Raw genomic sequence first — 15,186 nt, 5'->3', positions numbered from 1 at the left:
ACGTTAATAACTCCGCCGGCCGAGCGTTCTCGACCAGTGACGCCCGACGTCTCCCTGCCCGACTCCCTGCGGTCGGGTCGCGGCCCGCTCGTGTCCGTCGTCGTCCCCACCTACGAGGACGACGAGTTCCTCCCCGGTGCCCTGGAGAGCATCGCCGCCCAGCACGCGGACGTCGAGCTAGTCGTCGTCGACAGCTCCGGCGTCGGGTGGCTCCGCGACCTCGCCGCCCGCGTCGAGGGCGTCGAGTACGTCTACCAGGAACCCTCCGGCCTCTCGGCGGCGCGCAACCGCGGTATCGACGTCGCGCGCGGCGAGTACGTCGCCTTCCTCGACGCCGACGACCGCTGGCGCGAGGACAAACTGGAGAAACAGCTCGCGGTCATGCGCGACGGCGCGGACGTGGTCTACTCCGACGTCACCGTCGTCGGCGAGTCCGGCCGCCGCCGTCTCTCCTCGCTCCCCGTCGAGCGCCCGGCCGCCCACCACGTCGACTTCCTCTACTCGGGGGGCGTCCCCATCCTCACCGTCCTCGTGCGCCGGGCGTGTCTCGAACGCCACCGCTTCGACGAGTCGCTCGGGGCCGTCGAGGACCGCCACCTGCTCGCGCGACTGTTCGCGGAGTTCCGCCCCGGGCGCGTCGCCGAACCGCTCGCCGAGTACGCCGAACGCGCCGACTCGATGAGCTCCGACGCCGAGTTGATGTACCGCAGCGAGCGCGACTCGCTCGCGGACCTCGTCGCGCGCTACCCCGACCTCGACGCCCACCGCTCGCACCTCGAGGCCCGCGCCGCCTACAGCTACGGCAAACGACTCCTCCGGACGGGCGACGCGCGCGCCGCCCGCCGCCCGCTGTTCGACGCCCTGCGCGGCGGGGCCGGGGGCTACCGCGGCGCCGCCCTGCTCGCGCTCTCGCTGCTCCCCCGCGGGCACGAGCGGCTGCTCTGGGAACTCGAACGGTTAGAGGAGTGCCGGCGCTAGGGGATGGGGAGGTTCCGGCGCACCGTCGCGCGGAAGCGCCGCGAGAGCGCCGCGAGCGCGAGGAAGTACACCCCCGCGCCGACGCTCACGAGGGTGAGGGTCGCCGGAATCCCGCCCGGCATCGTCTCGCTCCCGGCGAACACGACGACGCCCATCACGAGCGCCGCACCGACCTGGGTGCTCACCTCCCGCGTCGGGAGGGGGACCTCGATGAGCCGCGAGAGGTAGACGTAGCCGAGGACCAGGCCGGCGACCGCCGAGAGGGTGGTCGCGACGGCCGCGCCGTACCAGCCGAAGCGATAGACGAGCACGACGTTCAGGACGAGGTTGAGGCCGATGAAGACGACGTTCACCCGGAAGGCGAGGTCCGGGCGGTCGACGGCCCCGAGCGTGTTGGTGAACTGCGACTCGTAGACGTACACCAGCCGCGCGAACACGAGGACCACGAGGATGAGGCCGCCCTGGGCGAACTCGGCGCCGTAGATGCGCATCAGCGACTCGCCGAGGACGAGGCTCCCCACGAGGCCGGGGATGACGAACAGCCCGGAGTACGCGAGCGCGTCGTCGACGAACCCCTCGACGGCGCGCGTCCCCTCCGCCTCGCTCAGGCGGCTTATCTGGGGGAACAGCGACCGGCTGATGGCGACGCTGAACATCGCCAGGATGGACGCGAGGTTCCAGGCGATCTCGTAGATGCCGAGGAGGTCGCTGGCGACGAAGATACCGAGGACGATGGTGTCCATCGAGGCGAACGCCCGCGACTCGATGCCGTTGAACCAGGAGAACTTCGCGTAGTCGACGACGCTCACCACCTGCTCGCGCGAGGGGAGCGTCGGCCGGACGGTGAACATCGCGATGCCGACGACGCCGGCGAGTACCTCGGCGACGGCGTAGCCAGCGAGGAGCAACTGGACGGTGCCCAGGCCCGCGAGCGCCACGCCGACCTGCGCGATGCTCCGGAAGAGACGGTCGATAGGCGAGAGGAGCGCGCCGAGGTGGACGAGGTCCATCCCGTTGAGCGCGCTCGTCGCCGTCCAGATGAACAGGCTCGCCGCGAGCAGGCCGAGGACGACGCCCGGGCTCACGCCGAGGCCGACGTCGAAGTACGTCCGGGCAACCTTCGCGCCCGCGAGGAACACGAGGGAGACGACGGCGAACGCCGCCCCCTGCAGGAGGACGACCGCCCCGAAGTAACCCGACCGGTCTCCCCCCTCGCTGATGCGCTTGATGGCCGCCGTCTGGATACCCTGTCCGGAGAGAATCTTCATCCAGATGACGATGCTGACGACGAAGTAGTACTGCCCCAGGACGCTCGCGCCCAGTTCGCGCGCCAGGACGAGCGTGACGGCGAACCCGAGAATCGACGTGAGGAACTGCGAGCCGAAGTACACCAGCGACGTCTGTCCGATGCGCATGAGGGGTCAGTGAGTTCCCGAGACGACGGCGGGCCGCCGTTTCAGCGTTGTGTTGTGCGCGCTCCGCGCGCCGTGTCGACGCGGCGCAGTCGCGACCCGGCGCGGCGACGTGCGGTCCGCCGACTCGTGCGGCGAGGTCGACGCCGCCGAGGGAGGCGTCACTCCTGGTAGCCGAGGTCGCGCAGCCGTTGCTTGACGTGGTCTTCCATCTCGACGTCGCCGAGGTCGACCGTCGTCGCGTCCACGTCGCGCTCGTGGTCGTCGACGGCCGCCCGACACCTTTCGAGGGCGCTCCGCTCCTCGCCGGCGACGTCCTCCGTCTCGCCGGGGTCGGCCCGCAGGTCGTACAGTTCCTCGTCCTGCCCCCGACGGATGTACTTCCAGTCGTGGTCGCGGTAGGCGTAGCGGCGCTCGCTGTCGGGGCCGTCCGGCGCCCAGTCGCCGATGACGGAGTCGCGGGGCCACTCGCCCGCTCCGACGAGCGAGCGGAGGCTGTGTCCCCAGAACGCGTCCGCCTGTTCGCCGCCGGCGTAGTCGACGAGCGTCGGCGTCACGTCGAGGAGGCCGACGAGGTCCTCGAACTCCCCCGAGGCCTCGCCGTCCGACAGCACGAACGGGACGTGCGTCACCTCGTCGAAGAACGTCGCGTGGTGGCTGTACTGGCCGTGCTCGCCGAACTCCTCGCCGTGGTCGGCCGTGAACAGCACGACGGTGTCCTCGCCCCACGTCTCGCGGACGTGCTGGAGGAGGCGGCCGATTTCGGCGTCGCAGAAGCGAATCTCGGCGTCGTAGAGGTCGAGGAGCTGCTGGCGCTCGTGTTCGCTCAGCGCCTCCGGTTCCTCGAGCATCTTCCGGCGGAGTTTGACCGCCTGGCGCTCGTCGATGTACTCGCCGGTGAGCGCGCGCTGGTGGCGCTCGGGCGGGACGTAGGGGTGGTGGACGTCCATGTAGTGCGCCCAGAGGAAGCGCGGGTCGCTCGCGGTCGCCTGCTCGTCGACCCAGTCGACGGCCATGTCGGTCAGGTCGTCGGCGGTGACGTACGCCGACCCGACGTTGAGGCCGGCCTGTCGCTCGGCGGTGTTGACGCCGGTCGAGAGCGCCTGGAAGAGCAGGCCGTCGTTGTCGAGGCGGTCTTTCGCTATCTGCTTGATGCGGGCGACCGGGCCGGGGTCGGTCTTCGAGTCGAAGAAGTGGTCGAAGCCGCTCCCGTAGCCGAAGTCGGCGGAGAGATAGAGGTTCGAGTGGAGGCCGGCCGTCCGGTAGCCGGCGTCCGAGAGCGCCTCCGAGACGAGCGTCTGCTCGTCGGAGATGCGCTCGTAGCCGCCGTACATGAGCGCGTACGAGGAGGCGAGGATGGAGGGGAACGACGGCCGGGTCGAGCAGGCGTGCGCGAAGGCGTTCTCGAAGCGACACCCCTCGTCGGCCAGGGCGTCGATGGTCGGCGTCGTCTCCCGGTCGTAGCCGTAACAGCCGACGTGGTCGGCGCGCAGCGAGTCCACCGTGAGGAGGAGGATGTCGGTCATGTTCGTTGAGTTATTCGCCCAGAACCGTTCGTAACACTTCGGTGTATCGGCCCGCGACGCGGTCGTAATCGAAGCCTGCGACGTACTCGCGGAACGCCTCGGGGCCGTGGTCGGCGTCGCGCCGTCGGGCGCCCGCCTCGCGGATGCCGCCCGCGACACCCGTCGGCGTCGGGTCGCAGAACGTGACGTGCTCACCGAAGCGCGCCTCCGCCCGGCCGCGCGCCTGGACGACCGACAGCCCCGCCGCGCCGTACTCCAGCACCTTCAGCGTGTGCGGGTCGTCGACGAGGCAGACCCCCACCTCCGCGCGGTGCAGGTAGCCCGGGACGTCCTCGTGGGGGACGGTGCCGAGGAAGACGACGTTCTCGCGCTCGCGGGCGGCGCGCGCGACGGCCGGTTCGAGGCTCCCCGCGCCGAGGACGAGGAGCGTCCAGCCGTCGAGGTAGCGCGCCGCCGCGAGCAGTTCCTCGATGCGGTAGAGCGGTTCGAGCCCCCCGACGTAGACGGCCACCCGGTCGTCGGGTGCGACGCCGGCGTCGGCGAGGCGCTCGCGGGCGCGCTCGACGGCCGCCGGGTCCGGGTCCGCGAACCGCTCGTAGGAGACGCCGAGGTCGGCCTTCGTCGCCGCGGGGGCGTGCCGGCGCGCCCGGTGTTCCTCCTCCTCGTAGACGTACAGCGTGTGCGTCGAGAGCCGGAACGCACACGCTTCGAGCACGCGTACGGGGAGCGACAGCCACCGGGGGTGGGTCGCCTCGAACTGCCGGATGGGGTCGACGTGGTCGACCACGAGGGGCCGGCCGAGCAGGCGAAGGAGTGCCCCCGCGAGCGCCCCCGACCGCGTCGTCCCGACGACGACGTCGTACCGGTCGCGCTCGCGCACCGACGCGAGGAGCGTCCGGGGCGTCGTCCCGCGCAGGGTCACGTCGAAGCCGCGGGCTTCGAGGCACTCGGCGATACGTCGGCGACCGACGCTGATGTTCGCCGGCTTGTCCGGCGTCAGCCACAGCACGTGCCCGCCCATCTCAGTCGAGGGCGGCGTCGAGCGCCGCGACGATGCGTTCGCCGGCGTCGCCGTCGCCGTAGAGGTCCGGGTGGCCGGTCATCGCGTCGCGGGCGTCGGCGTCGGTCAGCAGGGTCTCGAGGCGCGCGCTCAGCTCTGCGGGTTCGACGAGTTCGTTCACGCCGGCCTCGACCGTCTCCGGGCGCTCGGTGTTCGGGCGCACCGTCAGACAGGGCACCTCCAGCACCGACGCCTCCTCCTGGATGCCGCCGGAGTCGGTGACGACGACGCGGGCGTGGTCCATCAGTTTCAGGAAGTCGAGGTAGTCGAGCGGGTCGACCAGCCGAAGGGACCCCGACGGCTCGTAGTCGAGGTCCGCGAGGACGCGCTGCGTGCGGGGGTGGGCGGGGAAGACGACCGGCACGCTCGCGCCATCGAGGGCGTCGACGACGGCGCGCAGGCGCTCCGCGTCGTCGGTGTTGTGCGGGCGGTGGATGGTGGCGGCGACGTAGTCGCCGTCGAGGCCGAAGCGTTCGAGGACGTCCGAGCGTTCGGCGGCGAGGGGGGCGTGTTCGTGGCAGGCGTCGACGACGGTGTTGCCCGTCTCGTGGACCCCCTCCGTGACGCCCTCGTCTCTGAGGTGTGAGACGGCCTGTTCGGTCGGAGCGAACGAGAGGTCGGCGACGTGGTCGGCGACGACGCGGTTGACCTCCTCGGGCATCGTCCGGTCGAAGCTCCGGAGACCGGCCTCGACGTGGCCGAACGTGGTCGAGAGCTTCGACGCCGCGAGCGCCGTCGAGAGGACGGCGTTCGTGTCGCCGAGCGCCACCGCCGCCGCGGGTTCGCGCTCGAGCAGCAGGCGCTCGACGCCGACGAGCGCCTGGGAGGTCTGCTCGCCCTGTGTCCCGCTGCCGATTTCGAGGTTCTCGTCCGGCGCCGGGAGGTCGAGCGCCTCGAAGAACGCCCCGCTCATCTCCGCGTCGTAGTGCTGGCCCGTGTGGACCAGATAGCGCTCGAACGTCCCCTCGGCGGCGCGAATCACCGGGGCCATCTTGATGATTTCGGGTCGGGTGCCGACGACGACCACGAGTTCTCGCATACTCGATACGCCTGCGGCGAGCCCCTTGCGTCTTTCTGCCCTTCCGTGTCCCGTGGGGCCGCCTCGCGCACCTCGCCCGCGGTGACGACCCGCCGCGCCCGGTCGCCTCACGGGCCGTCGCCTCCCGGTCGCCCCGCGGGTCGTCGCGCGCCGGCGTCGGCGCTACGGTCGCCGGTCGGCCGTTATCTCCGCCCCCGCCGCCCGCTCGCGCGCCAGCACGTCGCCCTCGTAGACGATACCGCGTTCGGCGTCGACGGTGACGGTCGTTCCGGGCGCGACGTCGGCGGGGGCGAGCGAGGCACCCGAGACCATCGGGACGCCGAGTTCGCGGGCGACGATGGCCGCGTAGCCGGTCATCCCGCGGCGGGCGGCGACGATGCCGCCGATGCGCGAGAGGTCGCCGTCGAACGGTCCCTCGAACGACCCGGGGACGGCGAGTATCGCCCCCTCCGGTGCGTTCTCGAGGCCGTCGCCGGCGTACGCGAGGGGGCCGACGACCCGGCCGGGGACGGTCCCCTGGCCCGTCGCCAGCGTCTCGGCGGCGACGTGGACCTTGAGCATGTTCGTCGTGTCCGTCCCCTCGACGCCCGTCATCATCCCCGAGAGGACGACGACGGTGTCGCCGCTCTCGGCGGCCCCCACGTCGAGGACGGCGTCGACCGCCCCCCTGATGACGTCCTCCGCGTCGGCGACGTAGTCGACGTGGACCGGACGGATGCCCCACGAGAGCGCGAGACGCCGGCGCACGCCCTCGTCGGGCGTCGCGGCGACGATGGGCGCCTCCGGACGGTACTTCGCGGTCTTGAGTGCGGTGTAGCCGGACTCGCTGGCCGCGACGACGGCACTCGCGCCCACGTCGCGCGAGAGGTAGCGCGCCGCCCGGGCCAGCGAGTCGGCGCTCGCCGTCCCCGGCCCCGGGACGCGCTGTTCGCGCAGGTCGGCGTACTCCTCGCTCGCCTCCACCTCCGAGACGATGGTGTCCATCGTCTCGACGACCCGGACGGGGTCGTCGCCGATGGCCGTCTCCGCCGAGAGCATCACCGCGTCCGTGCCGTCGAGGACGGCGTTCGCCACGTCGGAGGCCTCGGCGCGCGTGGGCCGGCGCGCGTGGACCATCGAGTCGAGCATCTCCGTCGCGATGATGACCGGCGTGCCCGTCTCCCGGCAGCGCCGTACCACGCGCTTCTGGATGAGCGGGACCTCCTGGAGGGGGTACTCGACGCCGAGGTCCCCACGCGCGACCATCACGCCGTAGGCCGCCTCGACGATGTCCTCCAGGTGGTCGATGGCGCCGCTTCGCTCCAGTTTGGCGACGACGGGCACGTCGCCGCCGAGGTCCTCGATGACCCCCGCGACCGCGAGCACGTCCTCAGCGGTGCGGACGAAACTCGCCGCGACGAAGTCGGCCTCCTGCTCGACGGCGAGTTCGAGGTCCTCACGGTCGTCCTCCGTGACGACGTCGAGGTCGAGGGCGAGGCCGGGGACGTTCACCCCCTTTCGCGCGCCCAGTTCGCCGCCGCTCTCGACGCGCGCGACGACCGCATCGCCGTCGACGCGCTCGACGGTCGCCTCGATGCGCCCGTCGTCGACGAGGACCCGGTCGCCGGGCGAGGCCCCCGCGATGGAGATGGAGAGGCCGACCTCGCTCGCGCTGGCGTCGTCGCCCTCGACGAACCGCACCTCGCTCCCCTCGACCAGGTCGACCGGTTCCTCTACGGGTGCGGTCCGAATCTCGGGCCCCTGCAGGTCCACCATCGACGCCAGCGGGGCCGCCGACTCGCGGTCGACCTCCCGGATGCGTTCGAGGAGGTCGCGGCGCTCCTCGCGCGTCCCGTGACTCGAGTTCACCCGCGCCACGGTCATCCCCGCGTCGGCGAGCGCCCGAATCCGCTCGTGCGAGGCGGACGCCGGCCCGAGCGTACAGACGATCTTCGCGTTACTCATGGGGTCTCTCGCCCGTCATCCGGGAAAAAGGTTCGTTCCCCCCGAAGAATCGCCTTCCAGCGGTCGTGCGCGCCCGCCTCACAGCCGACCCGCGCTCTTCCGTCCGCTGCCCGGAGTCCCTCCACATGAGTGACGCCCACTCCACGGAGCGACTGACCGTCTACTCCGACTACGTCTGCCCGTTCTGCTACCTCGGTCGCGCCTCGCTCCGGCGCTACCAGGCGTCCCGCGAGGACCCCCTCGAGGTCGACTGGCACCCCTTCGACCTCCGGAGCGGGAAGCGGAAGCCGGACGGCACCATCGACCACGACGCCGACGACGGCAAGGACGACGACTACTACGCGCAGGCCCGGGAAAACGTCCGCCGACTCAGCGAGGAGTACGATGTGGAGATGGCCCAGGAGATAGCGACGGAGGTCGACTCGCTCCCCGCGCAGGTCGTCTCGTACTACCTGTCGGAACACCACCCCTACGAGACGTGGCTGGCGTTCGACGAGGCGGTGTTCGAGGCGCTCTGGACCGAGGGCCGGGACATCGGCGACGAGGCCGTCCTCGTCGACCTCGCCGAGGAGGCGGGCGTCGACGGCGAGGAGGTCCGGTCGGCACTCGACGACGACGCCCTCCGCGCCGAGGTCGACGAGCGGTTCGCCGAGGCCCAGCGTCAGGGCGTGACGGGCGTGCCGACGTTCGCCTACGACGGCTACGCCGCCCGCGGTGCGGTCCCCCCCGAACAGCTGGAGCGTCTCGTCGAGGGCGTCTGAGTCGCGTCCGAGGTGCGGGCGGCACGTGCCGCCAACAGAAAGCCCATTACGCACCCCTCCCGAGCACCGCTCGTCGGCGGACAGGAATATCGGTCGCCGACACCCCTCACCGACACCCCGCTATCCCCCCCCAGCCGGGGTGTCGGTCGTACCCGGCCGCCCGCCGCGACGTCCCTCGCTCCTGCTCGGGGCGTCCGGGCGGGCGTTCTCTACTCTTCGATACCGCGTCGTTCGACGAAGTCCACGACGGACTCGGTCCCCTGGAATCCCTCGGCCAGCCGGGCGACGGCCTCGCCGTCCTCGAACAGGACGAGCGTCGGGACGCTCCGTATCGCGTACTCCTCTATCAGCGGGAGGTCCTCGCGGGGGTTGACCAGCGCGACGACCGCGTCCGTGGCGCGCGCGACGTTCCCCAGGACGGGTTCGATGCTCTGACAGAGCGTGCACCCCTTCGTGTAGAAGTCGACGAGGACGAGGTCGTGGGCGGCGACGAGCGCCGCCAGCTCCTCGCCGTCGCGCAGGTGAACCGGTCGGTCGGGGGTCTCGCGCGCGGCGACGAGCGGGTCGGTCTCGGCGGTCGTGTCGGTCACGAGTCGGAGAAGGTGCCCCGCGCACTTACACCCCTCACGCTCGTGTGGCCCGGTCGCCCGGCCGTCCGCCCCGGGACCGCCGGCCGCGCTCCGCGTCGTCTCCACGGTCGACGCACCGCCGAACGGTCACGATACCCGACAGCTCGTGACTGTCCCGTCTGCTTCACTCTCAAACCCGTACTAAAAAACAGGTAATAGCCGAGCGGGCGACTGTCGATTCGGTGTCATACCAATGGACGCAGTAGTCTACAAAGGCGAGCACGAGGTCGCAATCGAGGACGTCGACGAACCGAGCATCGAGGACCCGAACGACGTGGTCATCGACATCACGACGACCGCCATCTGCGGGTCGGACCTCCACATGTACGAGGGCCGGACGGCCGCCGAACCGGGTATCGTCTTCGGCCACGAGAACATGGGGACCGTCACCGAGGTCGGCGAGGGGGTAAGCACCCTCGAGGAGGGCGACCGAATCGTCCTCCCGTTCAACGTCGCCTGCGGGCACTGTCGAAACTGCGAGAACGGGTTCACCGGGTTCTGTACGAACGTCAACCCCGGCTTCGCCGGCGGCGCCTACGGCTACGTGGCGATGGGTCCCTATCAGGGGGGGCAGGCCGAGCAACTGCGCGTCCCGTACGCGGACTTCAACGCGCTGAAACTCCCGGAGGGCAACGAGCACGAGGACTCCTTCGCCCTCCTCGCCGACATCTTCCCGACGGGGTGGCACGGGACGGAACTGGCCGGCCTCCAGCCCGGCGAGTCCATCGCCATCTTCGGCGCCGGTCCCGTCGGTCTGATGGCCGCCTACAGCGCGAAGATAAAGGGCGCCTCGGAGATATACGTCGTCGACCGCGTCCCGAGTCGCCTCGACCTGGCCGAGGAGCACTGCGACGCGATGCCCATCAACTTCGAGGACGCCGACCCGGTCGAGCAGATAAAGGAGGCCCACGGCGACGGGGTCGACCGCGGCGTCGACGCCGTCGGCTATCAGGCCATCGACCCGGACACCGACACGGGTGACGACGCCTACGACCCCGCCCGTGAGAACCCGGCGGTCGTCCTCAACCAGCTCATCCAGACCGTCCGCCCGACGGGCCAACTGGGCATCCCCGGCCTCTACGTCCCGAGCGACCCCGGCGCGCCCGACGACATGGCCGCGCAGGGCCGACTCGGCATCGACTTCGGCAAGCTCTTCGAGAAGGGCCTGCGCCTCGGGACGGGCCAGTGTAACGTCAAGCAGTACAACCGCCAGCTGCGCGACCTCATCATCGAGGGGCGCGCCGACCCGAGTTTCGTCGTCTCCCACCGCGTCGGCCTGGAGGAGGCTCCCGAGATGTACGAGGCGTTCGACAAGCGCGAGGAGGGCGTCACGAAGGTCCTCCTCGAACCGTAGTCGGACCGTCTCGCCACAGCACGCACGCTTCTTTTGCGCCCCCCGGACCCAGCACACGACGACCCGTGAGAGTCGACGGACCGCCCACCGCGCGTCGGACGACCCCCCGCAACCGTTATCCTCCCGCTGGCGGTAGCTCCACTCGTGTGTCTCTACTGTAACATCGGCGCGGGGTGGTCCGCCCTCCTCCAGTACGACGACGTCTACCAGAACGCCGTCGGTGGGACGGGCGAGTCGACCTACGGGTTCCACGAGTCCTACGAGGAACTGCGCGAGCAGGTCTGATTACTTGAGCAGCGTCTCGCGCGGGAACGGGTCGTCCGCCCGGGTGACGTCCGACTCGCCGTCGTCGAGCAGACACGCGTCGAGGCCGTCGAGCAGTCCGTCGTCGAGGTCGGTCCCGATGAACACCAGCCGCGTGGCCGGGTCGTCCTCGCCCCACTCGCCGATGGGACCGGCGCGCAGCGAGGGTCCGGCCTGGTTCAACCCGAGTACCTCCTCCGGCCGACTCGCCAGCCAGCAGAAGCCCTTCGCGCGGACGACCGACCCGTCCCAGTCGTCGAGCCAGTCGGAGAACCGCCCGGAGTGGAGCGGCCGGTCGCCTTCCTCGTAGACGACCGACTCGACGCCGTGGGTCTCGGCGGCGGAGCGGTCGTGCGAGTGGTCGTGACCCTCCTCGCCCCCGTGGTCGTCCCTCCCCCCGTGTCCGCCGCCGGCGAGTTCGCGCTTCCAGCCCTGCTCGCGGCTCGCCGCCTCGAAGTCGAAGCGGCCGGTCCCGAGTACTGTCTCGGGCGGGACGTCCGAGTGGGTCGTCCGGCGTATCGCCGCGCGGGGCTGGAGTCGTCGAATCACGGCCTCCATGTCGTCGAGGACCCCGTCGGGCACCATGTCGCACTTGTTGAGCAGGAGTACGTCGCAGAACTCGATGCCGTCGACGAGCACGTCCGCCAGCGGCCGCTCGGGGTCGTGGCCCGGCGGGAGGTCCGCGCCCGCGTCGAACTCTTTCCAGAACCCGTAGGCGTCGACGACGGTCACCATCGTGTCGAGGGCGTAGTCGTCGGTGGGGTCCGGTCCCTCCCCGGCGTCGCCGGCGAGCGTCCGCGCGATGGGGACGGGTTCGCTGATGCCGGAGGCCTCGACGACGAGGTAGTCGAACTCGCGCTCGCGGGCCAGTCGCGCCGCCTCCGTCCGGAGGTCGTCCTGCAGGCGACAGCAGATACAGCCGTTCGAGAGGTCGACGACGCCCTCCTCCTCGCGCTCGACGAGTTCCGCGTCGACGTTCACCTCCCCCATGTCGTTGACGATGACCGCGATACGCCGGTCGCCGGGCGCGGTCAGCAGGCGGTTCACGAGCGTCGTCTTCCCTGCCCCGAGCGCGCCGGCGATCACCGTCACGGGGACCCGTTCGTCGCTCATCGACGGTGAGTCGCCCCCCGGGGGCAAGTATCCGCCGTCGGTCACATCGACGGACAGTCCCGTTCGGTTATGACTCGTCGCCGCCCAGTCGCCAGAGCGCGCGGTACACCGTCTGGAGGTCGACGTCGCAGCGTTCGGCCAGCGTCCGACACCGCTCCAGGTAGCGCTGGTAGGCCGTCGTCGACGGCGGGTCGGGATAGGGCGTCGAGAGAACGCCGGCGGCGCGGAGTGCGTCCCACGTCCGCTCGTCGACGGCGAGGTAGGCGTCGGGACGGAGGTACTGCAGGAGGGCGCTCGCGACGCCGGTGTCGACGCCGTCGAGCGTCTCGAGGCACGCGAGGCGCTCCTCGTCCGTGTCGACCTTGCCGACCGCCTCGACCATCTCGCGGACGTCCTCCCAGTCGTTCGACCGGAAGCGCTCCTCGACGTCGAGTCGCCGCCTGTGGGGGTACGCTCCGAGGTGACGTCTGAAGTACCACCAGACGACCCACTCCACGTCCTTCCACGTGACGTCCCCCGCGGCGACGGCGTCCGGGAGCGTCTCCAACTGGTCGCGCTCGACCTCGTGGAACGGTTCGCGACGCTCGTACGCGCGGGCTTCCCTGTCGACGACCGAACAGTCGAGTTCCATTCTCTCACTCACCCCGTGGCTGTGTCGCCCCGGTCCAGGTCCATTGGTCTCCCGACGGCATAACGCCACGCCCGGTCGCCGCTCGAACTGTTCTCCCCCTCCGTTCATTCACGGAGAAAGACTAATGTGTTGGAATGACCCTCTAGATTTCAGTACATACGGTTGAGGAGAACAACGTAACGTTCAATCCCGACCACGATGTGGTATTCGGTAGCGAACGACGCGGAAGGGGACCAGCGCGACGACCAGCGACCGACACAACACGACAACTATGAGCAAGGAGGCCGACGAGGGGGTCTGTACCATCTGCCCGTACTGCGGGGTCGGGTGCGGACTCAAACTCAAGGAGGGCGAGGAACAGGGCGAGGTACGACTGCAACCGTGGTTCGACGCACCGGTGAACGAGGGCGCGCTCTGCATCAAGGGCGGCGCGTCGACCGAGGTGGTGAACCACGAGGAGCGCCTCATGGAACCGCTCGTCAGAGAGGACGGCGAGTTCCGCGAGGCGACGTGGGAGGAGGCGCTCGAGCGCGTCACGAGCGAGATGAGCCGCATCCGCGAGGAGTACGGCGGCAACTCGATGGGCTTCTTCGGTTCCTCGAAGTGCACGAACGAGGAGAACTACGTCCTGCAGAAACTCGCCCGTCGCTACGGCACCAACAACGTCGACAACTGCACGCGGATGTGTCACGCCTCGACGGTGGCCGCCCTGCGCGAGAGCCTCGGCGCCGGCGCGATGACCAACAGCATGCAGGACCTGATGGAGGAGGCCGACGTCTACTGGATACACGGCGCCAACCCGGCCGAACAGCACCCCATCGCCCACAGCAAGTACTTCCGGCAGGCGGCGCTCGAGGACACCTTCGTCGTCCAGGTCGACCCGCACGTGAACAAGACCAGCCGCGACGCGGACCTCCACCTGCAGGTGAAACCGGGAACCGACATCCCGCTCCTCAACATCGTCCTCAAGACGATTCTCGACAACGGCTGGGTCGACGAGGACTTCGTCGAGGAGCGCACCGAGGGCTTCGAGCACCTCGTCGAGACCCTGGAGGACTTCGACGTCGAGGAGGCCGCGGACATCTGTGGCGTCCCGCTGGAGGACATCGAGCGCGCCGCCGAGGTCTACGCCACGGCGGAGAACGCCGCCATCTTCACCGGCATGGGGATGAGCCAGCACGCCTGCGGGACCGACAACGTCCAGAACGAGATCAACCTCGCGCTGGTGACGGGCAACCTCGGCCGCCCCGGCACCGGCGTCAACCCGCTCCGCGGGCAGAACAACGTCCAGGGGACCTGCGACGTCGGGGCGATGTACAACACCCTCCCCGGCTACGTCCCCGTCGACGACGACGAGGGCCGCGCCGCCGTCGAGGAGGTGTGGGGCTTCGAGGTCCCGACCGTCCCGGGCCTCTCGAACGTCGAGATAACCCAGGCGGCGGGCGAGCAGGTCCACGGCCTCTACGTGATGGGCGAGAACCCGGTCATCAGCGAACCGAACGGCAACGAGGTGCTCGAACTGCTCGACGAGATGGAGTTCATCGTCGTCCAGGACATCTTCATGTCCGACACCGCCGAACTGGCCGACGTCGTCCTCCCCGCCACCTCGTGGGCCGAGCGCGGCGGCACCGTCACCAACACCGACCGGCGCGTCCAGCGCATGCGCGCGGCGACGCGCGTCCCCGGCAACGCGCGCCACGACCTCGACATCCTCTCGGACGTCGGCACGCGCCTCTTCGGCGAGGGCTTCGACTTCGACGCCGGCGACCCCGAGGAGGTGTTCGAGGAACTCCGGCAGGTGACGCCCATCTACCGGGGCATCACCTACGACCGTCTCGGGCTAGAGGGCGTCCACTGGCCGTGCTACGACGAGGAGGACGAGGGCGACCCGTTCCTCTACGAGGAGTCGTTCGACACGCCGAGCGGCCTCGGGGGGATTCGGGGCGTCACCCACCAGCCGCCACGGGAGGTCGAGGACGAGACGTACCCGTTCGTCCTGACGACCGCCCGCCTCGAGGAGCACTACAACACGGGGACGATGAGCACCCGTTCGCCGACGCTCATCCGCCGGACGCCGGAGAACTTCGTCGACATCAACCCCGTCGACGCCGACCGGCTCGGCGTCGAGGACGAGGCGTACGTCAAACTCGTCTCCCGCCGCGGTGACGTCGTCGTCAAGGCGAGCGTCAACGAGAACGTGAAGCCGGGCGTGCTGTGGTCGACGCCGCACTTCTCGGAGTCGCCCATCAACCGGCTGACGAACGACGCGCTCGACCCGGTCGCGAAGATTCCGGAGTACAAGGCGTCGGCCGCGCGCGTGGAGGTGGACGTCGAACCGGCGGCCCAGCCGGGCGACTGAACGTCCGTCCTCGCACTCCCTTCGCTTCCCCCTCCTCGACGGTCGCGGCCGGCACCCCCACGGTCAAGTGAGCCGCG

The 15,186-nt window shown here is 70.3% G+C and carries 13 protein-coding genes; 5 read left to right on the top strand and 8 right to left on the bottom strand.

The window, feature by feature from the left end; all coding sequences use genetic code 11:
- Nucleotides 1–36: 36 nt before the first annotated feature.
- Nucleotides 37–978: a glycosyltransferase family 2 protein gene (locus tag P1Y20_RS10105; RefSeq protein WP_304448539.1), complete on the top strand. Its 942-nt coding sequence runs from the start codon at nt 37–39 to the stop codon at nt 976–978.
- Here P1Y20_RS10105 and P1Y20_RS10100 read toward each other — a convergent pair.
- The 5 genes from P1Y20_RS10100 to pyk all read right to left on the bottom strand — a co-directional run bounded on the left by P1Y20_RS10100 (nt 975) and on the right by pyk (nt 7,959).
- Nucleotides 975–2,393 (bottom strand): oligosaccharide flippase family protein, encoded by a 1,419-nt coding sequence (locus P1Y20_RS10100; protein ID WP_304448538.1) that lies wholly within the window; start codon nt 2,391–2,393, stop codon nt 975–977. The two genes, P1Y20_RS10105 and P1Y20_RS10100, sit on opposite strands and share 4 nt — an antisense overlap.
- Before the next feature lie 158 nt (nt 2,394–2,551).
- Nucleotides 2,552–3,916, bottom strand: a complete 1,365-nt coding sequence (locus P1Y20_RS10095; protein ID WP_304448537.1) for a sulfatase family protein — start codon at nt 3,914–3,916, stop codon at nt 2,552–2,554.
- A 10-nt stretch (nt 3,917–3,926) separates the two neighbouring features.
- Nucleotides 3,927–4,937 carry a glycosyltransferase gene (locus P1Y20_RS10090; RefSeq protein ID WP_304448536.1) on the bottom strand — a complete coding sequence of 337 codons (1,011 nt, stop codon included), beginning with the start codon at nt 4,935–4,937 and terminating at the stop codon, nt 3,927–3,929.
- 1 nt (nt 4,938) lies between these two features.
- Entirely contained in the window at nt 4,939–6,015 is a 1,077-nt protein-coding gene (gene wecB, locus P1Y20_RS10085) for a non-hydrolyzing UDP-N-acetylglucosamine 2-epimerase (protein WP_304448535.1), read from the bottom strand.
- A 162-nt stretch (nt 6,016–6,177) separates the two neighbouring features.
- Entirely contained in the window at nt 6,178–7,959 is a 1,782-nt protein-coding gene (gene pyk, locus P1Y20_RS10080; protein WP_304448534.1) for a pyruvate kinase, read from the bottom strand.
- Between the two features lie 125 nt (nt 7,960–8,084).
- Between pyk and P1Y20_RS10075 the strand changes: the two genes are divergently transcribed.
- A complete protein-coding gene (locus P1Y20_RS10075; RefSeq protein WP_304448533.1) occupies nt 8,085–8,720 on the top strand; it encodes a DsbA family oxidoreductase in 636 nt (211 codons plus the stop codon).
- 209 nt (nt 8,721–8,929) lie between these two features.
- On the opposite strand, the gene P1Y20_RS10070 is transcribed toward P1Y20_RS10075, so the two are convergent.
- Nucleotides 8,930–9,241, bottom strand: coding sequence for a thioredoxin family protein (locus P1Y20_RS10070; RefSeq protein WP_379737808.1), 312 nt, complete (start codon nt 9,239–9,241; stop codon nt 8,930–8,932).
- Nucleotides 9,242–9,542: 301 nt separating this feature from the next.
- Here P1Y20_RS10070 and P1Y20_RS10065 point away from each other — a divergent pair, with 301 nt between their 5' ends.
- Nucleotides 9,543–10,703, top strand: coding sequence for a glutathione-independent formaldehyde dehydrogenase (locus P1Y20_RS10065; RefSeq protein ID WP_304448531.1), 1,161 nt, complete (start codon nt 9,543–9,545; stop codon nt 10,701–10,703).
- A gap of 144 nt (nt 10,704–10,847) precedes the next feature.
- On the top strand, nt 10,848–10,988 hold the full coding sequence (locus P1Y20_RS10060; RefSeq protein WP_304448530.1) for a hypothetical protein: 141 nt from the start codon (nt 10,848–10,850) through the stop codon (nt 10,986–10,988).
- Here the strand turns inward: P1Y20_RS10060 and P1Y20_RS10055 are convergent, their stop codons facing one another.
- Complete coding sequence (locus tag P1Y20_RS10055; protein WP_304448529.1) at nt 10,989–12,119, bottom strand: CobW family GTP-binding protein; 1,131 nt, start codon at nt 12,117–12,119, stop codon at nt 10,989–10,991.
- Between the two features lie 67 nt (nt 12,120–12,186).
- Nucleotides 12,187–12,750 carry a hypothetical protein gene (locus P1Y20_RS10050; RefSeq protein ID WP_304448528.1) on the bottom strand — a complete coding sequence of 188 codons (564 nt, stop codon included), beginning with the start codon at nt 12,748–12,750 and terminating at the stop codon, nt 12,187–12,189.
- A gap of 271 nt (nt 12,751–13,021) precedes the next feature.
- Here P1Y20_RS10050 and fdhF point away from each other — a divergent pair, with 271 nt between their 5' ends.
- Nucleotides 13,022–15,109, top strand: a complete 2,088-nt coding sequence (fdhF, locus tag P1Y20_RS10045; protein ID WP_304448527.1) for a formate dehydrogenase subunit alpha — start codon at nt 13,022–13,024, stop codon at nt 15,107–15,109.
- The last annotated feature ends 77 nt before the right edge of the window (nt 15,110–15,186 follow it).

Source organism: Halomarina ordinaria (assembly GCF_030553305.1).
In the GTDB taxonomy this organism is placed as follows: domain Archaea; phylum Halobacteriota; class Halobacteria; order Halobacteriales; family Haloarculaceae; genus Halomarina; species Halomarina ordinaria.
Note: the sequence above shows the minus strand (reverse complement) of the source record. Positions and strands in the feature narration are given on the sequence as shown.

Bases quoted from the DNA above. Each gene is read 5' to 3' on its own strand.
- P1Y20_RS10100 (WP_304448538.1), bottom strand. From the start codon at position 2,393: ATGCGCATCGGACAGACGTCGCTGGTGTACTTCGGCTCGCAGTTCCTC.
- P1Y20_RS10095 (WP_304448537.1), bottom strand. From the start codon at position 3,916: ATGACCGACATCCTCCTCCTCACGGTGGACTCGCTGCGCGCCGACCAC.
- P1Y20_RS10090 (WP_304448536.1), bottom strand. From the start codon at position 4,937: ATGGGCGGGCACGTGCTGTGGCTGACGCCGGACAAGCCGGCGAACATC.
- wecB (WP_304448535.1), bottom strand. From the start codon at position 6,015: ATGCGAGAACTCGTGGTCGTCGTCGGCACCCGACCCGAAATCATCAAG.
- pyk (WP_304448534.1), bottom strand. From the start codon at position 7,959: ATGAGTAACGCGAAGATCGTCTGTACGCTCGGGCCGGCGTCCGCCTCG.
- P1Y20_RS10075 (WP_304448533.1), top strand. From the start codon at position 8,085: ATGAGTGACGCCCACTCCACGGAGCGACTGACCGTCTACTCCGACTAC.
- P1Y20_RS10065 (WP_304448531.1), top strand. From the start codon at position 9,543: ATGGACGCAGTAGTCTACAAAGGCGAGCACGAGGTCGCAATCGAGGAC.
- P1Y20_RS10055 (WP_304448529.1), bottom strand. From the start codon at position 12,119: ATGAGCGACGAACGGGTCCCCGTGACGGTGATCGCCGGCGCGCTCGGG.
- P1Y20_RS10050 (WP_304448528.1), bottom strand. From the start codon at position 12,750: ATGGAACTCGACTGTTCGGTCGTCGACAGGGAAGCCCGCGCGTACGAG.
- fdhF (WP_304448527.1), top strand. From the start codon at position 13,022: ATGAGCAAGGAGGCCGACGAGGGGGTCTGTACCATCTGCCCGTACTGC.